This is a genomic window from Streptomyces krungchingensis (genome assembly GCF_054729265.1).
In genome coordinates, this window is sequence record NZ_JBPUKY010000001.1 from 4,081,136 (window position 1) to 4,104,000 (window position 22,865).

Consider the following 22,865-nt stretch of genomic DNA (forward strand, 5'->3'; position numbering starts at 1 on the left):
CAGCAGGCCTCACAGTGTTGCGAAGGCTCAGACCCACTCCACCTCAGAGTGAATGTCCGAGGCTCTGCTAGGCGCCGGCAGAGGCGTGTGCGATGCAGCCGGGAGTGCAGGCCGCCGGTGGCTCGACGGAGCCATAGCAGTCAGCACAGCGACCACCTCGTCCTCGCTCACCCCCGCCAGCGCCTCAATCACTCGACCGAGCGCCCCGCTCACCTCAGTGCGTGTGACCGCTCGAAGCCGGCGTCGGGCCGGCGTTCTTGCCCGTCAGAGGCAGGAGCTTCTGGCCCGTGGGGCCGATCTGGATGTGGGTGTCCATCTGCGGGCAGTCAGGCAACCACACCCGCGCCACGCTCTGTCGACCACCGCTTCAGGAGTTCGATCCGAGGCCGCTCCGGCTGGTGTCAGCGACTGGTGCGGCGGCCGGACAGAGGCGCTGGTGTACGCCTTCGTCTGGCGTCGTCGATGTCACCCGTAGATGTCAGAAGTGTTTTGATCCGTATGGCCGGGTGCCCCTTGGTCGGGTTGCGGATTCCCGTGTTCGTCACCATTCATCGAGGTTCATCCGTGGCGTAACCACGACTTGTCGCTTTGTGGACACAGGAAACTGCTGACCGGCGCCTTTCTCGACAGCACGCTGTCACCTCATGAGATACATGAACGACAGGTGGCGCCTCGGGGGCCGGCGTCCTGCGTCGCGGAGTGCCGCGGCCACCACAGCCGTCGTAGCGCTGCTGGCCGGCCTGGCCGCCGCCCCCGCCGCGGCTCGGGACGTCGCCGCGGACACCGCACGGAGCAGCACGGGCGCGCAGGGCGGGGCGACCGCCGCCCGGACGGCGTTGGTCTCCCGCCACCAGGTCACCTTGATCACGGGCGACCGCGTCACGCTGGAGACGGACCGCTCGGGCAAGCAGAGCGTCTCGGTCGAGCCCGCCGAAGGCCGCGAGCACCTCAGGTTCCTCAAGCGCCAGGACGGCGGGGACTGGACGGTCATACCCGTCGACGCCCTTCCGCTGCTCGCCGCGGACCGCCTCGACCGGGCCCTGTTCAACGTCTCGGCCCTGGTCGAGGGGAAATACGCCGCGCGCGCCGGCCTGCCGCTGATCGTCCAGTACGCGGGTGACGCGGGCACCGCGGAGCGCCGGCTCACCGCCGCCGGGGCCGACAAGGTCCGCCCCATCTCCGGGACCCGCTTCGCAACCCTCGCCGAACAGCGCAAGGACGCCGCGGAGTTCTGGCAGGGCATCGCTCCCGCCAAGGCGGGTGCCACTTCCTTCGGCGCGGGTGTGAGCCGCGTCTGGCTCGACGGCCGTTCCAAGGTCCAGCTCGACCGGACGGTGCCGCGCATCGGCGCCCCCCACGCTTGGGAGAAGGGCTACACCGGTGGCGGGGTCAAGGTCGCGGTGCTGGACACCGGTTACGACCCGAACCACCCGGACCTCAAGGGCCTCGTCGCGGACTCGGCGAACTTCACCACCGAGCCCAACACCGACGACCTGAACGGCCACGGCACTCACGTGACCTCGACGGTCGCCGGTTCCGGCGCGGCCTCCGGCGGCAAGTACAAAGGCGTGGCACCGGGCGCGCAGATCCTGTTCGGCAAGGTCTGCACCGCGGACGGCAACTGTGATAACTCCGACATCATCGAGGGAATGGCCTGGGCCGCCCAGCACGGCGCCAAGGTGATCAGCCTCAGCCTGGGCGACACCGACACCCCGGAGACCGACGCCCTCGAGGCCATGGTCGACACCGTCACCCGTGACTACGGCACCCTGGTCGTGGCCGCGGCCGGCAACAACGGCTCCGGCAGCAGGGTCTCCTCGCCCGCCTCCACCAGTGGGGCGCTGGCCGTCGGAGCCGCCGAGGACGACGACGACGTCGCCGTCTTCAGCTCGGTCGGTCCGCGGACCGGCGACTCCGGCCTCAAGCCGGACCTCATCGCCCCGGGCGTCGGCGTCGTCGCCGCCAGGGCGGGCGGCACCACCGAAGACGACGGCTACATCGCGATGAGCGGCACGTCCATGGCCACGCCGCATGTGGCCGGAGCCGCCGCCATCCTCTTCCAGCAACACCCCAACTGGACGGCCGAGCAGGTCAAGCGCCAGCTGATGCAGTCGGCCACCGGCGCCAAGGAGCACGGCGCGTACTTCCAGGGCGCCGGGCGCGTCGACGTCGCGCGGGCGGTGGACCAGGAGGTCACCGCCGACGCAGCCGGACTGGACTTCGGGCTGATCCGCTGGACCGACGGCGCGCGGCCGCCGGTGACCAAGACGATCACCTACCGCAACCCGGGCCCCGAGCCGGTCACCCTCCAGCTCAAGCAGAACGCGCGCAGCGGGAAGAAGGACGTGCCCGCCCCCGAGGGCCTCTTCAGCCTCAGCGCCGACACGGTCACCGTGCCCGCGCACGGAACGGCGGACGTCACCCTCACCGCGACCCCGGAGGCCACCACGCTGTACGCCGCCTACAGCGGCGTGGTGAGCGCGGCCACCGCGGACGGACAGGTCTCGGTGCGCGTCCCGTTCGGCATGGACCTCGAGCAGCCCTCCTACGACCTGCGCATCGACCTGAAGAGCCGCACGGGCACGGCCCCCGACATCGCCTACCTGCTCGTCCAATCGGCCGATGGCAAGGCCTACGAGGTGGAAGCGCTCGGCAAGAACAGCACCGTGGTGCGCGTGCCGAAGGACACCTACTCGGTGAGCGGCTTCTTCTTCGACGCGTCGTACACCGAGGGCATCATCGTCGGCGTGCCGAAGGTCGTGATGACCGCCGACCGGCAGGTCGCCATCGACGCCCGGAAGGCGAAGCCCGTCACCGTCTCGGCGCCGAGCCGCGCCGCGCGCATCATCTCGGCCGAGATCGGCACCATCAGCCTGCACCACGAGCTGCTCTCCGTCACCATGAGCAACGCGATCGGCACCGACCACATCGAGGGCGTGTACGCGACGCCGACGGCGCAGGCCCAGGACTCGAAGTTCACCTACCTCGTCAGCACCGTCTGGGGCGACCCGGCCGGCGCGGACGGCAACCCCTCGTCGGTCTACTACCTCACCCGGCCGGTGCACGGCGCCATCCCGGCCGATCCCGGCTACAACCCCCGCAAGTCGGAGCTGGCCAAGGTGAACACCACCTTCGCCGCCACCGCGCCGGGAGCCCCCGCCTTCCGCTTCGTCTACACGGATGTCGACGACCTGCGTATCGGCTGGCACATGATGAAGGGCGTTCCGGTTCCGAGCCAGCGGGTCGACTACTTCTCGGCGGCCGACGGCCTGCTCCGGCAGACCGCCTTCGACCAGTTCGACTTCCTCGCTCCGGACAGCCCGAACGGGCAGATGTACATCAGCACCCGGCACGGCTACAAGGCCGGAGCGACGGTCGAGGAGCGCTGGAACCAGGGCGTACAGGCCATGGGGTTCGCTCCCCAGGGAATGAACTCCTTCCGTGAGGGCGACACGATCCAGTACGCCATCCAGGACTCCGCCAACGGGAATCTCGACCTGGCGGCGGGAACGTCGACCGCCAGCCGGCCCACGGCGCAGCTGAGGCGCAACGGTGAACTGGTCTCGGAATGGTGGGGTTATGCCCCGGTACCGGCCGATGCCACCCCCGCCGACTACCAGCTGAACCTCGAGGTGCAGCGCGACCGCAACCCCGTCTCCTCCATCTCCTCCGACGTGCGGGCGGAGTGGCGGTTCCGGTCGCAGACCACGACGACACGCCAGGCTCTGCCGCTGTACGCGGTGCGGATGTCGCCGGAGCTGGACGAGTGGAACCGAGCCAGGGCCGGACGCGAACTCGACATCCCGGTCCTGATCCAGCGAGCGCCCGGCGCCGCCGAGTCACCGATCCGCACCCTCACCGTCGAGGTCTCCTACGACGAGGGCAAGACCTGGCAAGCCGCCGAGGTCCACGGCTCCGGTATGAAGCGCACCGTGACCGTGGACAGCCCGCGCCAGGCCGCCGGCGGAGCCGTCAGCCTGCGCACCTACGTCAAGGACGCCGCGGGCAACTCCTTCAAGCAGACCGTCATCAAGGCCTACCTGCTGAAGTAGCCGTCGACGGCACCGCGGGACCCGCCGGACACTTCGATGCCGTCGGTCAATTCCAGCCCTGGCGCTTCGCCCCGTCGATCTACCGGTCGGCGGGGCGAAGCGCTGCGAAGGCTGGTGCGGGTGCGGGCCCATGGTGCGTGGGTGAGGTGGGCGTCGATGCGGGCGAGATTGATTGCATTCCACGCCCTGAAGTGACCGTAGACCGTGAGTAGGCGGCGGAGTACGACGCGACCATCCGGCTGCTCTGCTCCAGCGCCTGGGCAGCAACTTCTCGTTGGTCGGGGCGATTTGTATGGCAGCCGTATCCATCTGCGGCCACGCTGAAACACTCATCCGCTCGCGGCCGTGGTCCCGGGATGGGGCGTGGCATGCAACTTGGCGAGGATCGTGATCGACGTACGGACCATCCCGATGGCCAGGGGCGGGGTCAGCACGGCATGGGTGAGATCCCCGTGCGCATACCTGTTCCGGATCGGCCGCCCGCAGCTATCGAGGAGGTCGTACTGCTCCTCGGCGAGGAGTCCGTCAGCGCGGGCCTTCCTGAGGTGGCTGGCTAAGGGCTGTCCCGTAATCCCTGGCGGGCGCACGACGACAGCTACGGCACCTCGCCGCGTTGTCGGATCGCCCGAATACGCCCAGTATGAGGACGGCCCTCCGCCTTGCGATGCACCGCATCTGACGCCGCGCGCTGATCCACCAGGGATTACGGGACAGCCCTTAGGGTGCCCTTGCCGTAGCGGTCGGTTAGCGCGGTCTCGATGGCGATGACGGAGGTCGCAGCGCCGATCATCATGAACTCGTAGCGGTAATAGCTCATGCGGATCAATTCGCGTGCCGTGGTCAGGACGCTTTCCGCAGCCTGGGGCAGACCAGACGGGATCACGAGGTCACGAACCAGGTCGTGCATGTCAGCGAACTGGCCGACCCAGTGGCGGAATCGCTCGTCGGGTACGGGCCACGGCAGCTCGGAGGTTTAGCTCATGCCCCGGATTCCGGCAGCACGCCCCTGTAAAAGCAGTCGAATAAACGGCCGATGGCTACGGGCCCAGAGGCAGCGGCTCCCTGGGCAGCGCAACAGGGGGCAAAGCCCTTACCAGAAGCGCGGATTTACATCAACGAGAATTGACAGTTTGTATTTTTCTGATGACGCTCCCGTCATGGGAAACGTGTTTAGTGAGCGGGTCACCCAGCTCAACCTCAAGGCCGGCAAGACGTACCAGGAGATGGCTGCCGACTGTGACTTCAAGCGATCGGTGACCTGGTGGAACAAGGTGCGGTGGGACGAGATCGAGGCCCCACCCAAGCCGAGCCTCTACCCGTACTTGGCCAGGGCCCTGGAGGTGCCCGTGCGCCGGGTCGCGGAAATGGTTGCCGAGCAGTGGTGCGGGGTGCGGCCGGACGACACGGTGCCCGAGCATCTGCGGTCCCCCCTCGCCGTGCTGCGGGATGTTCGCGAGGAGGATGTGTCGGTCATCCAGCAAATGGGGCAAGCCATGTGTGAGAGGCGTGGGGCCGAGGTCGAGGTAGGGCGGTTCTCTGCCAGGCTGCTGACGGCGTTTGGTGAGACCGACGGACCGTACACGCTGGAGCAGTTGGAGTGGCTCAAGTTGCCTGAGTTGCAGGCCGTCAAAATGGACGTGTGCATGGGCAGGGCGGAGGTTGAGGAGGATGCTTACGCGCTGCTCGACTCGATCCCGGACCCTGGGGACGAGTGACGCGCGGCACCGAGTGCTGCATCCACGGCCTGGCAGGCTGCCTACCGACCGCGCCGAACCAAGTCGCTGTTGTGCCTGTGGGTCGAAACCCGAGTCCTGTTTAGGTGGTCGTGGCACTGTTCAGCGCATACCGGCAGGGCCTCCTGGACCGTCTGTCGACGGGGTTTCCGGACCGCCCGGCTGCGGACCTGGTAGGTATCAGTGCCGCTGTCAACACAGTGACCAGGCGCCCGAGGAGCAGCAGTGGCAAGAGATCGCAGCAGTCGAAGAGGCGGAATCGCGCATAACCAGCAGGTGGCTGGTGCAGATGCGAGCCAGATTGTTGGTGCGGCACTCTTCTTCGGGTTCTTCGCATGGGGACTGGCCGACATGACGCACGACTACTCGTGGGTGGCGTTTGCTGTGCTGCTTGTAGCCGGATGGGTCGGGGAGACTCAGATACGGAATCGTGTGGTGCTTGCGTGGAACCGCCGTGTTGTGGCGGATAGCGCCATCGGTATAAGTGGCGCTCCGAGTCCCGCAGCTTGCCTGGACGCCAAGGTCGGTGAGCGGCATGCCGTCGGGACGGCCGTGCCCATCTACACGGGTGGCTTCCACTTCTTCACGGAGAGCGGCGGGTCCCATCAGTTCCCGCCTGTGGAGATTGTCAAGATCGACCGGAGCCTTCCGCACCACCGGATAAAGATCACCACGACCAGCAAGGTATGAAAGACGATCGTGATAGAGCCGCAAAACTGGAACATCAAAGCGTGGGAGCTTCTTAAGGACCGGGAGACCTACCAGACAGGCCAGTAGAACCCACCACGAAAGCACGTAGGGCGCTCAGTCGCACACATCCACGCACCGACAAACGCCAACGAGCCCCCTTCCCGGTCAGGGAAGGGGGCTCGCGGCCACACAGTCACGCTCAGACCCACTCCACCTCAGAAACGATGTGCAGCGAAGCCTCGGGACCCGGCAGCGGCGTCCGAGAGGGTGTCGACGGCGCCGACGGGCGAGGGAGCGAAACGCCAGCCGCTGCCACTGCAGCCGCCACCTCCCCCTCGCTCACCCCCGCCAGCGCCTCAATCACTCGACCGAGCGCCCCCCTCACCTCAGTGCGTGTGACCGCTCGAAGCAGGCGTCGGGCCGGCGTTCTTGACCGTCAGAGGCAGGAGCTTCTGGCCCGTGGGGCCGATCTGGATGTGGGTGTCCATCTGCGGGCAGACGCCGCAGTCGAAGCACGGGGTCCAGCGGCAGTCCTCGACCTCGGTCTCGTCGAGGGCGTCCTGCCAGTCCTCCCACAGCCAGTCCTTGTCGAGGCCCGAGTCGAGGTGGTCCCAGGGGAGGACCTCCTCGTAGGTGCGCTCGCGGGTGGTGTACCAGTCGACGTCGACGCCGAACGACGGGAGCGTCTTCTCGGCGCAGGCCATCCAGCGGTCGTACGAGAAGTGCTCGCGCCAGCCGTCGAAGCGGCCGCCGTCCTCGTAGACGGCGCGGATGACGGCGCCGATGCGGCGGTCGCCGCGGGAGAGCAGGCCCTCGACGATGCCCGGCTTGCCGTCGTGGTAGCGGAAGCCGATCGAGCGGCCGTACTTCTTGTCGCCGCGGATCTTGTCGCGGAGCTTCTCCAGACGGGCGTCCGTCTCCTCGGCGGAGAGCTGCGGGGCCCACTGGAAGGGGGTGTGGGGCTTGGGGACGAAGCCGCCGATGGACACCGTGCAGCGGATGTCGTTCTGGCCGGAGACCTTGCGGCCCTCGGCGATCACGTTCATCGCCATGTCGGCGATCTGCATGACGTCCTCGTCCGTCTCCGTCGGCAGGCCGCACATGAAGTACAGCTTCACCTGGCGCCAGCCGTTGCCGTAGGCGGTGGAGACGGTCCGGATGAGGTCCTCTTCCGAGACCATCTTGTTGATGACCTTGCGCATGCGCTCACTGCCGCCCTCGGGGGCGAAGGTGAGGCCGGAGCGGCGGCCGTTGCGGGTCAGCTCGTTGGCCAGGTCGACGTTGAACGCGTCCACGCGGGTGGAGGGGAGGGACAGACCGATCTTGTCCTCCTCGTACCGGTCCGCGAGGCCCTTGGCGATGTCGCCGATCTCCGAGTGGTCCGCGGAGGACAGGGAGAGCAGGCCGACCTCCTCGAAGCCCGTCGCCTTCAGGCCCTTCTCGACCATCTCGCCGATGCCGGTGATGCTTCGCTCCCGCACGGGGCGCGTGATCATGCCGGCCTGGCAGAAGCGGCAGCCGCGCGTGCAGCCGCGGAAGATCTCCACGGACATGCGCTCGTGGACCGTCTCGGCCAGGGGGACGAGGGGCTGCTTCGGGTAGGGCCACTCGTCCAGGTCCATCACCGTGTGCTTGGACACGCGCCACGGGACGCCCGACTTGTTCGGGACCACGCGGCCGATCCGGCCGTCGGGGAGGTACTCGACGTCGTAGAACGCCGGGATGTACACGCTGCCGGTCTTCGCGAGGCGGAAGAGGACCTCCTCGCGGCCGCCGGGCCGGCCCTCCGCCTTCCAGGCGCGGATGATCTCGGTCATGTCGAGCACGGCCTGCTCGCCGTCGCCGATGATCGCCGCGTCGATGAAGTCGGCGATGGGCTCGGGGTTGAAGGCCGCGTGGCCGCCGGCGAGGACGATCGGGTCGTCGACCGTACGGTCCTTGGACTCCAGGGGGATGCCCGCGAGGTCGAGGGCCGTGAGCATGTTCGTGTAGCCCAGCTCCGTGGAGAAGGACAGGCCGAACACGTCGAAGGCCTTCACCGGGCGGTGGCTGTCCACGGTGAACTGCGGGACGCCGTGCTCCCGCATCAGCGCCTCCAGGTCCGGCCACACGCTGTAGGTGCGCTCGGCGAGGACGCCCTCGCGCTCGTTCAGCACCTCGTAGAGGATCATGACGCCCTGGTTGGGCAGTCCGACCTCGTAGGCGTCGGGGTACATCAGCGCCCAGCGGACGTCACAGGCGTCCCAGGGCTTGACCGTGGAGTTGAGCTCTCCGCCGACGTACTGGATCGGCTTCTGCACGTGCGGGAGCAGAGCTTCGAGCTGCGGAAACACAGACTCAGCGGCCTCGGCGGTTTCGGCGGGCATCTCGCGAACCTTCGTGAGCTGACAGGGGTGACCATCTAGCCTAACGCGGCCGGAGGGGAGCACCGGACCGTCGGCCGCGGACCCGGCCCCTGCCCCAGCCCCAGCCCCAGCCCCAGCCCCAGCCCCAGCCCCAGCCCCAGCCAGGCTGCCCGGGGGCGGGCACGAAGGCCCGCCGGGCGGTCAGACCGCTGTCTGCTCCTCCACGGCCTGCCACAGGCCGGGCAGCGCCGCCTCGGCCGCCGCCGCCCGCTGCTCCTCGCGCCCGTACAGCACGCCGTACGTGAAGGCGTTCTCTCCCGCCCCGTGGGCCTGTGCCGACAGCTCGCGCAGCGCCTCGCGGGTCATCACGCTGTCCTGGTGGTCGCCGAGCAGGGTCTGCAGGGACTTCATCGACTTGACCAGGTCGGCCGCGGGCCCGCCGAGGGCGGGGGTGGCGGCCTCGGCCGCGTACCGGGCGCGCTTGGCCTTCTTGCGGGCCTCGTGCATCGCGGTGTCTCGGTCGATGCCCGGGGGCAGGTCGAGGGCCTGTCCGACCAGGCCGGCGACCTTCCCGTAGTCCTTGCGGACGGCCTTCGCGATCACCTTCGAGGGGTCGCCGCCCGCCGCCTCGAGCAGCGGCGGGCCGGTGACGAGCGCGTCGAGCGCGATCAGCAGGTCCATGTACCTGCTGCCGTCCAGTACGGCGATCAGGCGTCGCCGGGAGCCGCCGCGGCGGGCGTGGGCCCAGGTGCGCAGCCGGGTGCGGACGGGCCCGGCGACCAGGGTGCGGGGAAGGCCGTCGAGGGACTCGGTGAGCCGTTCGGTGAGCACCTCCTGGTCGCGGTCGACGCCCAGCTCACCCGCGAGCCACTTCAATTCGTCACCGATCGGATCGGTGACGGAGCGGTCGAGGACCTTGGCGTACGAGCGGAAGGCGCTGCGCATCCGGCGGGTGGCGACGCGCATGCTGTGCACCGAGTCGTAGACGTCGCGGCGGACGGCGGGGTCGAGTTCGACGATCGCGTCGCGCTGGGCGCGGAGGTAGGCGAGGACGTGGTCCCCCGCCGTGACGGGGGTGTCCTCGGGCCCGGCGGTGGCGGACTTCTTCTTCTTCTTGCCCGTCTCGCCGAGCGCCCTGGCGAGCTTCGAGGGCGAGGAGGAGCGGCTGATGCCCGCCTTGCGGAGCTTCTTCTCGACCTTGTCGAGGAAGGCGGGGTCGCCGTCGTCCGCGAGTTCCACCTCGATCTCGGTCCAGTCGGCGGTGCCCTTGCCGCCGCTGAGCCGCTCCGCGTGGACGCGGTCGAGGCTGACCTCGGCGAGCAGGGCGCCGGAGGCGTCGACGAGGTGGCGGACGTCGCGGGCCGACAGCAGGCGGACGAGGGGGACGAGTTCGGCGTCGCGCACCCGGGAGCGGACGAGGCCGCTCAGTGTGCGGGGGACGGTGTCGGAGAGCGGCGCGCGGACCTCGTCGCGGACGCCTTCGGAGACCGGGAGTTTGAGGTGCCAGCCCGCGTCGTCACCGCCGGTGCGGCGGCGCAGCGTGAGGGAGGCCGCGGCGAGCCGCTGGTCGGCCGTGTCGTAGTACGTGGCGTCGAGCTCGGCCAGACCCTTGTCGATGACGCCGGCGACTCCCGGTACGCGGGTCAGGTCCGGCAGGCCGGTATCCCCTCCGGCCGAGGAACCCTCGTACTTCCGCTCGATTTCGCGCTTCGTGTCCGCCATGAACCGAATCTAGTGCCGTCGGGGCCGGGATGGCAGTGCCCGGCCCCGCGGGAGTGCGGGAAGGGGCCGGAATTCGCCCCGGCCCCGGACCGGCGCCCGGCTCGGGCCGGCATCGGCCCGGACCAGCGCCGGCACCCCCACCCGCACCGGCTACGCCGACATGGGCCGCTGCACCCGGATCGACTGCAACAGCCCGACGGCGACCCACACCGCGAACATGGACGAGCCGCCGTACGAGACGAACGGCAGGGGAAGGCCGGCGACGGGCATGATGCCGAGGGTCATGCCGACGTTCTCGAAGGCCTGGAAGGCGAACCAGGCGATGATGCCGGCGGCGACGATCGTGCCGTACAGCTCGGTCGTCTCGCGGGCGATGCGGCAGGCGCGCCACAGGATGACGCCCAGCAGGACGAGGATCAGCCCGGCGCCGACGAAGCCCAGCTCCTCCCCCGCCACCGTGAAGACGAAGTCGGTCTGCTGCTCGGGGACGAACTGGCCGGTGGTCTGCGAGCCGTGGCCGAGCCCGGTGCCGAAGAGACCGCCCGAACCGATGGCGATGCGGGCCTGGTTGGTGTTGTAGCCGACGCCGGCCGGGTCGAGGTCCGGGTTGGCGAAGGCGGCGAAGCGGTTGATCTGGTACTCGTCCAGGATGTGCAGCTGCCAGACGGCGATCGCGCCGAGGGCGCCGGTGCCGAGCAGGCCGAAGACCCAGCGGTTGGAGGCGCCGGAGGCGAGCAGCACACCGAGGATGATGATCACCATCACCATGACCGAGCCGAGGTCGGGCATGAGCAGCACGATCATGATCGGTACGGCGGCGAGGCCGAGGGCCTGAAGGACCGTGCGGTGGTCGGGGTAGGGCTTGTCGCCCGCGTCGACACGGGCGGCGAGGAGCATCGCCATGCCCAGGATGATCGTGATCTTCACGAACTCGGAGGGCTGGAGGGAGAAGCCGCCGCCGAAGACGATCCAGGCGTGGGCGCCGTTGACGGTGGCGCCCAGCGGGGTCAGCACCAGCAGGATCATGAAGACGGAGACGCCGTACAGGATCGGCACGGCCGTGCGCAGGGTGCGGTGGCCGAGCCAGATCGTGCCGACCATCAGGGCGAACCCGATGCCGGTGTTCATGAGGTGCCGGACGAGGAAGTAGTACGGGTCGCCCTGGTTGATCTCGGTGCGGTTGCGGGTCGCCGAGTAGACGAGCGCGGTACCGATCAGCGAGAGCGCGATCGCCGACAGCAGTATCGGCCAGTCGAGCCGGCGGGCCAGCGAGTCGCGGGCGAACAGGCGGGTCCAGCCGGCACGTTCGGGTCCGTACCCGGAGACGGAGAAGTTGTTCGCTCCGGTCATGTCGGCATCCTCAGCAGCGTGGTCGCTCCGGTCGTCATGTCAGGTTCCTCCGCCGCTTCTTCGGGCGGGCGGTGCGCCTGCGGGTGTCGCGGTTGCTCGTGGTCGGCGACGGTGCGGTGCCGGCGGGCAGCTGCTGGTCGTCGTCCTCGGACGTGTCCTTCTCGGTGGCCTGAAGATCCTTGGCCGGGTCCTTGGACATCGCCGGTGCGTCGATCGAGCCGTCGCTCTGGATCTTCGGCAGGCTCTTCTGCGGGGTGGGCAGCAGGGCCCTCTTCTTGTCGATCGAGCCGTCGGTGCCGACGCCGTAGAGCGCGTTGTAGATGCTGCGCACGGCCTCACCGGAGGCGCCGGAACCCGTACCGGCCTGGGCGATCGTCATGACGATCGTGTAGTCCTTGGAGTACGTGGCGAGCCAGGACGTGGTCTGCTTGCCGTAGACCTCGGCGGTACCGGTCTTGGCGTGCAGCGGGATCTTGTCCTGCGGCCAGCCGCCGAACTTCCAGGCGGCCGTACCGCGGGTGACGACGCCTTCGAGGGCGGCGTCCATGCCCTTGAGCGTGGCCTTGGTGATAGGCAGCTTGCCGCTGACCCGGGGCTTGATCTCCTGGACCGTCTTGCCGTCGGCGCTGACGACGGCCTTGCCGATGGTCGGCTTGTACATGGTGCCGCCGTTGGCGAGTGCCCCGTAGATCACGGCCTCCTGGATCGGGGTGACGAGCGTGTCGCCCTGACCGATGGAGTAGTTGATCGAGTCACCCTCGCGCATCTTGTTGCCTTCGAGGCAGTTCTCGTACGCGATCTTCTCGACGTAGCTGCCGTTCTTCTTGCCGGTCTTGCACCAGGCGTCCTTGTTGGCCTTCCAGTAGTCGGCCTTCCACTTCCGGTCCGGGATGCGGCCGGTGACCTCGTTGGGCAGGTCGAGGCCGGTCTCCTTGCCGAGGCCGAACTGGTGGGCGGCCTTGTAGAAGAAGTCCTTCGGCTGGCCCTTCTTGGGGTTGATGCCGCCGTCCTTCTTCCACTCGCGGTCGGCGAGTCCGTAGAAGACGGTGTCGCAGGAGACCTCCAGCGCCCGGCCGAGCGAGATGGGACCGAAGCTCTCGCCCTCGAAGTTCTTGAAGGTCTGGCCGCCGACGGAGTACGAGCTGGTGCACGGGTACCGGCCGTCGAAGTCGTATCCGGCCTCGACCGCGGCGGCCGTGGAGACCACCTTGAACGTCGAGCCGGGCGCCGACTGACCCTGTATGGCGCGGTTCAGCAGCGGGTAGTTGGACTTCTTGCCGGTGAGCCGCGCGTAGTCCTTGCCGGAGATGCCGCCGACCCAGGCGTTCGGGTCGTACGACGGGTTGGACGCCATGGCGACGACCCGGCCGGTCTTGGCCTCCATCACCACGACCGCGCCGGAGTCGGCCTTGTAGTTCTCGCCGGTGATCTTGTCGAACTGGGTGCGGGCGATCTTCATCGCCTCGTTCAGTTCGTACTCGGCGACGCGCTGCACCCGGGCGTCGATGCTGGTGACCAGGTTGGCGCCGGGTTCGGCCTCGTCGCTCTTGGCCTTGCCGATGACGCGGCCGAGGTTGTCGACCTCGTAGCGGGTGACGCCGGCCTTGCCGCGCAATTCCTTGTCGTACTCGCGCTCCAGGCCGCTGCGGCCGACCTGGTCGGAGCGCAGGTAGGGCGAGTCGGTGTCCTTGGCCTTGGTGATCTCGTCGTCGGTGACGGGCGAGAGGTAGCCGAGGACCTGTGCGGTGTTGGCCTTGCCGGGGGCCGCGTAGCGGCGCACGGCCTCGGGCTCGGCGGTGATGCCGGGGAAGTCCTCGGAGCGCTCGCGGATCTGCAGGGCCTGCCTGGGGGTGGCCTCGTCGGTGATGGGGATCGGCTGGTAGGGCGAGCCGTTCCAGCAGGGCTGCGGCGTCTTGGCGTCGCAGAGGCGGACCTTCTCCATGACGTCCTTGGGCTTCATGCCCAGGACCGCGGCGAGCTTGGTCAGGACGGCCTTGCCGTCGTCCTTCATCTTCAGCAGGTCGGTGCGGGAGGCGGAGACCACGAGCCGGGTCTCGTTGTCGGCGATGGGCACGCCCCGCGCGTCCAGGATCGAGCCGCGCACGGCGGGCTGCACGACCTGCTGGACGTGGTTGCCGGAGGCTTCCTTGGCGTACTCGTCCCCGTTGCGGATCTGGAGGTACCAGAGGCGTCCGCCGAGCGTGCCGAGGAGGGAGAGTACGAGAATCTGGATGACGACGAGCCGGATCTGGACCCGTGGGGTCCGGCCGGTCTCGGGAATGTTGGTCACTGGTGCCTCCCCCTCTCAGTGTGTGTACGGGACATACGAGTACACGGCGAACCTGTGCGCGGCGGCGCCAGGGCCCGTCAAGTCCCGTGCCGCGTGCGGCGCTTGGGGTGCGCTCACAGCCGCTTGACCCCCTTGATGCGTCCGGCGCGGGCGACACGCGCCTTGGCCGCCTTGACGCGCAGGCCGCCGCGCTGACCGCCGATGCGCAGGCCGGTGCCGGACGAGAGCCAGCCGGCGGAGACGTCGGCGGCCTTGGCGGAACCGGCCTCGGCGAGCGGGTCGTTGTCGGCCCGCCGGGCCAGGGCCATCAGCGCGGGGACGACGAACGGCGCGAGCAGCAGGTCGTAGAGCGCGGCCGAGAGCAGCAGGCTGCTGAGGCCCACATGGCGGGCGGCGGTGTCGCCGACGAGGGCGCCGACACCGGCGTACAGCAGCGTGGATCCGATCGCGGCGGCGACGACCACGGCCATCGGTCCGGTCGCGGACTTGAGCTGGCCGGTCTCGGGCTTCACCAGTCCGGCGAGGTAGCCGATGACGCACAGGACGAGCGCGTAGCGTCCGGCGGCGTGGTCGGCGGGCGGTGCCAGGTCGGCGAGCAGACCGGCGCCGAAGCCGATGAGGGCTCCGCCGACGTGGCCGTAGACCATGGCGAGGGCGAGGACGGTCAGCAGCACCAGGTCCGGGACGGCGCCCGGCAGGTGGAGCCGGGCGAGGACGCTCACCTGGATCACCAGGGCGACGACCACCAGGGTGGCGGAGAGCAGCATCCGGTTGAAACGCATGGGATTCGGCTCCTCCTGCTACTGCTGCTGGCCGTCGTCGGTCGCGTCCGCCGAGGGGGTGACCGTGACGGTCACCGTCGGCGTGGGCGTCGGTTTGGGTTTGGGCGGCAGCACTTCGTCGCGCGGGTCCTTGCGGGGGGCCGTGACGACGACGCCGACGATGTCGAGTTTGGTGAACGAGACGAACGGCTTGACGTAGATCGTGCGGGTCAGGCCGCCGCCGGACGGGTCGACACGGGAGACGACACCGACGGGGACGCCGGGCACGAAGGGCTTGTCGGCCTGCGAGCCGAAGGTGATCAGCCGGTCACCCTTTTTGATCTTGGCCTTGCCGTTGAGGAGTTCGACGCGCAGCGGGCGGTCGCCCTGCCCGGAGGCGAAGCCGAGTTCGTCGGTCGACTCCATGCGCGTACCGACGGTGAAGTCGGGGTCGTTGGCGAGGAGGACGGTCGCGGTGTCGGGGCCCACCGTGGTGACGCGGCCGACCAGGCCGTCGCCGTTCAGGACGGTCATGTCGCGCTTGACGCCGTCGTTGGCGCCGGCGTCGATGGTGACGGTCCAGGAGAAGCCCTGGGCGGCCCCTATGGCGATGACCTCGGCTCCCTTGATGCCGTACTGGCCCTCACCGGCCACCTTGATCATCTTGTCGAGCTGCTTGAGGCGGCTGCGGTTGCGGTCGTCGCTTCCGAGCTTCGCCTTCAACGCCGCGTTGTCACGCTCCAGTTGCGCGATGCGGTCGTGCCGGTCGCCGGAGTCACGGACCGCCGAGATCGCGTTGCCGACGGGGTCGACCGCGGACGACACCCCGTTCTCGATCGGGCCGAAGACGGTGGCGGCGGCCTGTCGGGCACCGTCCACCGGCGAGTCCTGCCCGCCGCGGATGTCCACCGTGATCAGTGCGAACGCGATGGCGATCAGCAGCACCAGGAGCAGCCGGCTCTCTCGTGTGTCCCTCACGTGCGGCGGCCGTGCCTTCCTCGTTGGAATGGTTCAACAGGGGCGAACCCCGAGCAAGAAGATGCTCACGGGGCGATCAGGCTGTTATGGGGAGGATGTGACTCCATGTCGGAGGAGTTTATGCCTCCATATCAACGATCCGCCGCACGAGAAGGGATGATCTCGTACGGCGGAATCGAAGTGTTACGTCATCTGCGGGGCTGGGCGTCCAGGACCTGCTGGAGCGCCTCGAACTCCTCGACACACTTGCCGGAACCGAGCGCCACGCTGTCCAGCGGGTCCTCGGCGATGTGGATCGGCATGCCGGTCTCGCGCCGCAGCCTCTCGTCGAGACCGCGCAGCAGCGCGCCGCCGCCGGTCAGAACGATTCCGCGGTCCATCACATCGCCGGAGAGCTCGGGCGGGCACTTGTCGAGCGTCGTCTTCACGGCGTCGACGATCGCGTTGACCGGCTCCTCGATCGCCTTGCGGACCTCGGCCGCGGAGATGACGACGGTCTTGGGCAGTCCGGAGACCAGGTCCCGGCCACGGATCTCGGTGTGCTCGTCGGCGTCCAGGTCGTACGCCGAACCGATCGTGATCTTGATCTGTTCGGCGGTGCGCTCACCGAGGAGGAGGCTGTACTCCTTCTTGATGTGCTGGATGATCGCATTGTCCAGCTCGTCGCCCGCGACGCGGATGGACTGGGCGGTGACGATGCCGCCGAGCGAGATGACCGCGACCTCCGTGGTGCCGCCGCCGATGTCCACCACCATGTTGCCCGTGGCCTCGTGGACCGGCAGGCCGGATCCGATGGCCGCGGCCATGGGCTCCTCGATGATGTGCACCTGGCGGGCGCCGGCCTGGGACGACGCCTCGATGACGGCACGGCGCTCGACGCCGGTGATGCCGGAGGGGACACAGACGACGACACGGGGACGGGCGAGGTAGCGCCGCTTGTGGATCTTCAGGATGAAGTAGCGGAGCATGCGCTCGGTGATCTCGAAGTCGGCGATCACACCGTCCTTCAGCGGGCGCACGGCCACGATGTTGCCCGGCGTCCGGCCGATCATCTTCTTCGCTTCCGCGCCGACCGCCAGGATCCCACCGGTGTTGGTGTTGATCGCGACGACGGACGGTTCGTTGAGTACGATCCCGCGACCCCTGACGTACACCAGCGTGTTGGCGGTCCCGAGGTCGACAGCCATGTCACGGCCGATGAACGACATTGAGTTCCCCATCAGGATTCGTCTGGCCTTCCCAAGTGGAGCTTTGACGGCTTTTTAGGACGGCGAGGTGGGTGCAGCGACGTGAAGGCTTCCATCGTAGACGCGCCTGCCCGAACACTGCGCGAGGGTCTTCGCCATTGTCAGCAGATGATGAACCGCCTCGCTTCTGGAGACGGGCCATCGGAGGCATGCGTTCCCCCGATCGCCACGCATATGCCACGGGACGGCCGAAAATCATCGGCCGTCCCAGGTCAGGCATCCGAGTGACGTGACGGCCCCTCAGAAAATAATTCGAAAACTTGACGTCCGCGACCCTCAGACCCGACCCGGGAAGAAGATCTTCAGCTCACGCTCGGCCGACTCCTCGGAGTCCGACGCGTGGATCAGGTTCTCGCGGACGATGACACCGAAGTCACCACGGATGGAGCCCGGGGCCGCGGCGATCGGGTCGGTCGGGCCGGCCAGCGCCCGCACACCCTCGATGACGCGCTCGCCCTCGACGACCAGCGCCACGACGGGGCCCGAGGACATGAACGCCACGAGCGGCTCGTAGAAGGGCTTGCCCTTGTGTTCGCCGTAGTGCTGCTCCAGCGTGTCCTGGTCCAGCGTCCGCAGCTCCAGCGCGGTGATCTGCCAGCCCGCCTTGCGCTCGATACGGCTGATGATCTCGCCGGTCAGTCCCCGACGGACGGCATCGGGCTTGAGCAGGACGAGGGTGCGCTGGCTCACGGGGTGGCTCCTTCAGGTCACAAGTGTGCGGATGACCGAGGCTACAGGGCGTGTCCGGGTGCCTGTTACGCAGAGTCAGCCGTGACGGGCTTCGGACGCGCCCGGCCTCCCGGGACGGGCCCTCCCACGCGGCGCGCGGGAGGGACAAGTCGCGGGCGGCTACGCCGCGTTGCCGCCGGCCTCCGCCTGGGCGGCGAACCTCGCCTTCGCCTCGTCGATCTTGCGACCGTAGTGGACGGACGCCCACCACAGGGCGGCGAAGATCGCGCCGAGGAAGAACATGGACGGCACCACGAACCCGGCGGCGATCAGCGCGATCTGCAGCGCCCAGCCGAGCTGGACACCCCCGGGCCGGGTGATCATGCCGCAGAGCAGCACGCTCAACGCCATGACGATCCCGCTGACGGTCCACACCGTGGACGTCGACAGATCCGGGTCCTTCATGGCGACGAGCCCGGCGAAACCGATCACGAAGAACTCGCCGATCAGCGTCGAAGCACAGAGCGTACGCATGTGGGTCAGCCCCTCCCCAGCAGCAGCCGGGCCTCGCCGACCGTGATGACCGAACCGGTGACGAGGACGCCTCCGCCCGCGTACTCGCCCTCCTCCTCGGCGAGCGTGATCGCGGCCTCCAGGGCGTCGTCGAGCCGCGGCTCGACCTGCACCCGCTCGTCGCCGAAGATCTCGACGGCGACCCCGGCCAGCTCGTCCACGTCCATCGCGCGATGGCTGGAGTTCTGCGTCACGACGACCTCGGCGAAGATCGGCTCGAAGGCCTCCAGCAGCCCGCGTACGTTCTTGTCGCCGCTCGCGCCGACGACACCGATCAGCCGGCTGAAGTCGAAGACCTCGCTGACGGCCTCGGCGGTCGCCCGGGCTCCGGCCGGATTGTGCGCGGCGTCCAGGACGACGGTCGGCGAGCGGCGCACGATCTCCAGGCGGCCCGGCGAGGAGACCGAGGCGAAGGCCTTGCGGACGGTGTCGATGTCGAGCCGCTCGGCGCGGGCGGCGCCGACGCCGAAGAACGCCTCGACCGCGGCGAGCGCCACGGCCGCGTTGTGCGCCTGGTACGCCCCGTGCAGCGGCAGGAAGACGTCCTCGTACTCCCCGCCGAGCCCGCGCAGCGTCACCAGCTGTCCGCCGACGGCGACCTGCCGTGCGACGACGCCGAACTCCAGGCCCTCGCGGGCGACGGTGGCGTCGACCTCCACGGCCTTCTTCAGCAGCACCTGGGCCGCGTCGACCGGCTGCTGCGCCAGGATGACGGTGGCGCCCTGCTTGACGATGCCGGCCTTCTCCACGGCGATCTCGCCGGGCGTCCCGCCGAGCCGGTCGGTGTGGTCGAGGTCGATGGGCGTCACCACGGCGACGTCACCGTCGATCACGTTGGTGGCGTCCCAGCTGCCGCCCATGCCGACCTCGACGACGGCCACGTCGACCGGCGCGTCCGCGAAGGCCGCGTACGCCATGCCGGTCAGCACCTCGAAGAAGGACAGCCGGTACTCCTGCTGCGAGTCGACCATCTCCACGTACGGCTTGATGTCCTCGTACGTCTCGATGAACCGCTCGGCGGAGATCGGCGCCCCGTCCAGGCTGATCCGCTCGGTGACGGACTGCACGTGCGGGCTGGTGTACCGCCCGGTGCGCAGGTCGAAGGCGCCGAGGAGGGCCTCGATCATGCGGGCCGTGGACGTCTTGCCGTTCGTCCCGGTGATGTGGATGGAGGGGTAGGCGCGCTGCGGCTCCCCGAGCACGTCCATCAGGGCGGCGATCCGGGCGACGGACGGCTCCAGCTTGGTCTCGCCCCAGCGGGTCGCGAGCTCCGCCTCGACCTCGCGCAGCGCCTTGTCGACCTCGGGGTCGGCCGGGCGCGCGGGGACGTCGGCCGTCGGGGCGCCACCGCCCTGGGTGCGCAGGGTGCGGCTGCCGGCCTCGATCACCGCCAGGTCGGGGTCTCGGTCGGTCTCGGCCGCGACGATCTCGTCGAAGAGACCCAGCGGATCGCGGGGCTCCGGCTCGTCCGGCTCGCTGCTGTCGTGCGGGGGCAGGTCACTCACGAGGCCAGTCTACGGAGCGCCGCGGGGTTGTGTTCGTGTGGGGTTTTCGCCCCGTCCGCCCGACCCGTCCCGGGTCCGTGCACGTGAGGCTTTTGAGGCCCCGCACAGGCGCGTACGGCCTCGGCGCCGGGCGTCGGACAGGCCGGCGGGCGCCGCGCTCGCCGGGCGCCGGACGGGCGGGAGGACATCCCCGTCGCCGGGCGCCGCACGCGTGAAGGGCACCCCGGGTGCTGGACGGGCCGGACAGCGGAACACCCCGGGGAGCGGGGCTCCCCGGGGTGTCACGCACCGGTGCCTACGCCTCGGGCAGGCGGTCCAGCTGTGCCTGGATACGGGCGATGTCCTCGTCCGCCTTGGCGAGCCGCGTGCGGATCTTCTCCACGACGTTGTCCGGTGCCTTGGCGAGGAAGGCCTCGTTGCCGAGCTTGGCGTTCGCCTGGGCCTTCTCCTTCTCGGCGGCCGCGAGGTCCTTCGCGAGGCGCTTGCGCTCCGCGGCCACGTCGATGGTGCCCGACAGGTCGAGGGCGACCTCGGCGCCCGCGACCGGCAGGGTCGCCGTGGCCGAGAAGCCGTCGCCCTCCGGCTGCAGACGCAACAACTGGCGGATGGCCGCCTCGTGCGGGGCGAACGCCGTGCCGTCGAGCGTCAGCCGGGCCGGGACGCGCTGGCCGGGCTGGAGGCCCTGGTCGGCGCGGAACCGGCGGACCTCGGTGATGACCTGCTGGAGCGACTCGATCTCCCGCTCCGCGGCGTCGTCACGGAAGCCGCTGTCCTTCGGCCAGTCGGCGACGACGACCGACTCGCCACCGGTGAGGGTGGTCCAGAGGGTCTCCGTCACGAACGGGACGACCGGGTGGAGCAGGCGCAGCGTCACGTCCAGGACCTCGCCGAGGACCCGGCCGGAGACCTTCGCGGCCTCGCCGCCGCCCATGAACGTCGTCTTGGACAGCTCGACGTACCAGTCGAAGACCTCGTCCCAGGCGAAGTGGTAGAGCGCGTCGGAGAGCTTCGCGAACTGGAAGTCCTCGTAGAACGCGTCGACCGCGGCCACGGTCTTGTTGAGCCGGGACAGGATCCAGCGGTCGGTCGCCGACAGCTTCTCCGGCTCGGGGAGCGGGCCCTCGACCGTCGCGCCGTTCATCAGCGCGAAGCGGGTGGCGTTCCAGATCTTGTTGGCGAAGTTCCGGGACGCCTGGACCCAGTCCTCGCCGATCGGCACGTCCGTACCGGGGTTGGCACCGCGGGCCAGGGTGAAGCGGACGGCGTCGGAGCCGTACTTGTCCATCCAGTCGAGCGGGTCGACGACGTTGCCGAAGGACTTCGACATCTTCTTGCCGCGCTCGTCGCGGACCAGGCCGGTGAGGGCGATGGTCTTGAACGGGACCTCGCCGTCCATCGCGTACAGACCGAACATCATCATCCGGGCGACCCAGAAGAAGATGATGTCGTGGCCGGTGAGCAGGACGTCGGTCGAATAGAACTTCTGCAGGTCGGGGGTCTTCTCCGGCCAGCCGAGCGTGGAGAACGGCCACAGGCCCGAGGAGAACCAGGTGTCGAGGACGTCCGTGTCCTGACGCCAGCCCTCACCGGTCGGCGCCTCCTCGTCGGGACCGACGCAGACGACCTCGCCGTCCGGCCCGTACCAGACGGGGATGCGGTGGCCCCACCACAGCTGGCGCGAGATGCACCAGTCGTGCATGTTGTCGACCCAGTCGAAGTAGCGCTTCGACATGTCGGCGGGGTGGATGGCGACCCGGCCGTCACGGACCGCGTCACCGGCGGCCTGCGCCAGCGGGCCGACCTTGACCCACCACTGCATGGACAGGCGCGGCTCGACGGTCGTCCGGCAGCGCGAGCAGTGGCCCACGGAGTGGACGTAGGGGCGCTTCTCGGCGACGATCCGGCCCTGCGAGCGCAGCGCCGCGACGATGGTGCTGCGTGCCTCGAAGCGGTCCAGGCCCTGGAAGGGCCCGTGCACGGTGATGACGGCCCGCTCGTCCATGACCGTGATCGACTCCAGGCCGTGGCGCTGGCCGATCGCGAAGTCGTTCGGGTCGTGGGCGGGCGTGACCTTGACGGCACCGGTGCCGAACTCGGGGTCGACGTGGGTGTCGGCGACGACGGGGATGGTCCGGTCGGTGAGCGGCAGCTTGATCCGCTTGCCCACCAGGTGCTTGTACCGCTCGTCGTCGGGGTGGACGGCGACGGCGGTGTCGCCGAGCATCGTCTCGGCACGGGTGGTGGCGACCACGAGGGTCTCGTCGCCCTCCCCGTACTTGATGGAGACGAGCTCGCCGTCGTCCTCCTGGTACTCGACCTCGATGTCCGAGATCGCCGTCAGACAGCGCGGGCACCAGTTGATGATGCGCTCGGCGCGGTAGATCAGCTCGTCGTCGTACAGCTTCTTGAAGATGGTCTGGACGGCCTTCGACAGGCCCTCGTCCATGGTGAACCGCTCGCGGTCCCAGTCGACGCCGTCCCCGAGGCGCCGCATCTGGCCGAGGATCTTGCCGCCGTACTCTTCCTTCCACTGCCAGACGCGCTCGACGAACTCCTCGCGCCCGAGGTCCTGCCGGGACTTGCCCTCCTCGGCGAGCTGCTGCTCGACCTTGTTCTGGGTGGCGATGCCGGCGTGGTCCATGCCGGGCAGCCACAGGGCCTCGTACCCCTGCATGCGCTTGCGGCGGGTGAGGGCGTCCATCAGCGTGTGCTGGAAGGCGTGGCCCAGGTGCAGGGAACCGGTGACGTTCGGCGGGGGGATGACGATGGTGTACGCCGGCTTCTCGCTCTTCGCGTCGGCGGCGAAGTACCCCTTGTCCACCCAGCGCTCGTACAGCTTCCCCTCTACCTCGGCCGGCGCGTACTGGGTCGGCAGTTCGGGAGTGGATGCTGGCGGCTGCTGCTGAGCGTTGTCGGTCACGGGGTCAGTTTAGGGGCGTCACGCCCCTGT

The 22,865-nt window shown here is 69.2% G+C and carries 15 protein-coding genes; 3 read left to right on the top strand and 12 right to left on the bottom strand.

The window, feature by feature from the left end:
• Positions 1–653: 653 nt before the first annotated feature.
• Positions 654–4,052 carry a S8 family peptidase gene (locus tag ACSYGO_RS18095; RefSeq protein WP_460387061.1) on the top strand — a complete coding sequence of 1,133 codons (3,399 nt, stop codon included), beginning with the start codon at positions 654–656 and terminating at the stop codon, positions 4,050–4,052.
• 703 nt (positions 4,053–4,755) lie between these two features.
• On the opposite strand, the gene ACSYGO_RS18100 is transcribed toward ACSYGO_RS18095, so the two are convergent.
• Positions 4,756–4,959, bottom strand: coding sequence for a hypothetical protein (locus tag ACSYGO_RS18100; protein WP_460387062.1), 204 nt, complete (start codon positions 4,957–4,959; stop codon positions 4,756–4,758).
• A 250-nt stretch (positions 4,960–5,209) separates the two neighbouring features.
• Between ACSYGO_RS18100 and ACSYGO_RS18105 the strand changes: the two genes are divergently transcribed.
• Positions 5,210–5,767 (top strand): hypothetical protein, encoded by a 558-nt coding sequence (locus ACSYGO_RS18105; RefSeq protein WP_460387063.1) that lies wholly within the window; start codon positions 5,210–5,212, stop codon positions 5,765–5,767.
• Positions 5,768–6,010: 243 nt separating this feature from the next.
• Entirely contained in the window at positions 6,011–6,475 is a 465-nt protein-coding gene (locus tag ACSYGO_RS18110; protein ID WP_460387064.1) for a hypothetical protein, read from the top strand.
• Between the two features lie 386 nt (positions 6,476–6,861).
• Here the strand turns inward: ACSYGO_RS18110 and ACSYGO_RS18115 are convergent, their stop codons facing one another.
• From ACSYGO_RS18115 to ACSYGO_RS18165, 11 genes are all read right to left on the bottom strand, one after another.
• Complete coding sequence (locus tag ACSYGO_RS18115; RefSeq protein ID WP_426682401.1) at positions 6,862–8,841, bottom strand: TIGR03960 family B12-binding radical SAM protein; 1,980 nt, start codon at positions 8,839–8,841, stop codon at positions 6,862–6,864.
• A gap of 180 nt (positions 8,842–9,021) precedes the next feature.
• The gene (locus ACSYGO_RS18120; protein WP_460387065.1) at positions 9,022–10,542 is read right to left on the bottom strand and encodes a CYTH and CHAD domain-containing protein; all 1,521 of its coding nucleotides are present in this window, start codon (positions 10,540–10,542) and stop codon (positions 9,022–9,024) included.
• Between the two features lie 150 nt (positions 10,543–10,692).
• Positions 10,693–11,892 (bottom strand): rod shape-determining protein RodA, encoded by a 1,200-nt coding sequence (gene rodA / locus ACSYGO_RS18125; protein ID WP_028802624.1) that lies wholly within the window; start codon positions 11,890–11,892, stop codon positions 10,693–10,695.
• 34 nt (positions 11,893–11,926) lie between these two features.
• Positions 11,927–14,182 (bottom strand): penicillin-binding protein 2, encoded by a 2,256-nt coding sequence (mrdA, locus tag ACSYGO_RS18130; protein ID WP_432176800.1) that lies wholly within the window; start codon positions 14,180–14,182, stop codon positions 11,927–11,929.
• A 113-nt stretch (positions 14,183–14,295) separates the two neighbouring features.
• A complete protein-coding gene (gene mreD / locus ACSYGO_RS18135; protein WP_426682404.1) occupies positions 14,296–14,964 on the bottom strand; it encodes a rod shape-determining protein MreD in 669 nt (222 codons plus the stop codon).
• Between the two features lie 18 nt (positions 14,965–14,982).
• The gene (gene mreC / locus ACSYGO_RS18140) at positions 14,983–15,921 is read right to left on the bottom strand and encodes a rod shape-determining protein MreC (protein WP_426682405.1); all 939 of its coding nucleotides are present in this window, start codon (positions 15,919–15,921) and stop codon (positions 14,983–14,985) included.
• A gap of 188 nt (positions 15,922–16,109) precedes the next feature.
• Positions 16,110–17,129, bottom strand: coding sequence for a rod shape-determining protein (locus ACSYGO_RS18145; protein WP_028802628.1), 1,020 nt, complete (start codon positions 17,127–17,129; stop codon positions 16,110–16,112).
• A gap of 315 nt (positions 17,130–17,444) precedes the next feature.
• The gene (gene ndk, locus ACSYGO_RS18150; RefSeq protein WP_095934321.1) at positions 17,445–17,858 is read right to left on the bottom strand and encodes a nucleoside-diphosphate kinase; all 414 of its coding nucleotides are present in this window, start codon (positions 17,856–17,858) and stop codon (positions 17,445–17,447) included.
• A gap of 159 nt (positions 17,859–18,017) precedes the next feature.
• Positions 18,018–18,371 (bottom strand): DUF4233 domain-containing protein, encoded by a 354-nt coding sequence (locus ACSYGO_RS18155; protein WP_426682406.1) that lies wholly within the window; start codon positions 18,369–18,371, stop codon positions 18,018–18,020.
• A gap of 5 nt (positions 18,372–18,376) precedes the next feature.
• Entirely contained in the window at positions 18,377–19,915 is a 1,539-nt protein-coding gene (folC, locus tag ACSYGO_RS18160; RefSeq protein WP_426682407.1) for a bifunctional tetrahydrofolate synthase/dihydrofolate synthase, read from the bottom strand.
• A 295-nt stretch (positions 19,916–20,210) separates the two neighbouring features.
• Positions 20,211–22,835 (bottom strand): valine--tRNA ligase, encoded by a 2,625-nt coding sequence (locus ACSYGO_RS18165; protein ID WP_426682408.1) that lies wholly within the window; start codon positions 22,833–22,835, stop codon positions 20,211–20,213.
• Between the last annotated feature and the right edge of the window lie 30 nt (positions 22,836–22,865).

Coding starts and splice junctions, on each gene's coding strand:
- ACSYGO_RS18095 (WP_460387061.1), top strand. CDS start 654: ATGAACGACAGGTGGCGCCTCGGGGGCCGGCGTCCTGCGTCGCGGAGT.
- ACSYGO_RS18100 (WP_460387062.1), bottom strand. CDS start 4,959: ATGCACGACCTGGTTCGTGACCTCGTGATCCCGTCTGGTCTGCCCCAG.
- ACSYGO_RS18105 (WP_460387063.1), top strand. CDS start 5,210: ATGGGAAACGTGTTTAGTGAGCGGGTCACCCAGCTCAACCTCAAGGCC.
- ACSYGO_RS18115 (WP_426682401.1), bottom strand. CDS start 8,841: ATGCCCGCCGAAACCGCCGAGGCCGCTGAGTCTGTGTTTCCGCAGCTC.
- ACSYGO_RS18120 (WP_460387065.1), bottom strand. CDS start 10,542: ATGGCGGACACGAAGCGCGAAATCGAGCGGAAGTACGAGGGTTCCTCG.
- rodA (WP_028802624.1), bottom strand. CDS start 11,892: ATGACCGGAGCGAACAACTTCTCCGTCTCCGGGTACGGACCCGAACGT.
- mreD (WP_426682404.1), bottom strand. CDS start 14,964: ATGCGTTTCAACCGGATGCTGCTCTCCGCCACCCTGGTGGTCGTCGCC.
- ACSYGO_RS18145 (WP_028802628.1), bottom strand. CDS start 17,129: ATGTCGTTCATCGGCCGTGACATGGCTGTCGACCTCGGGACCGCCAAC.
- ACSYGO_RS18155 (WP_426682406.1), bottom strand. CDS start 18,371: ATGCGTACGCTCTGTGCTTCGACGCTGATCGGCGAGTTCTTCGTGATC.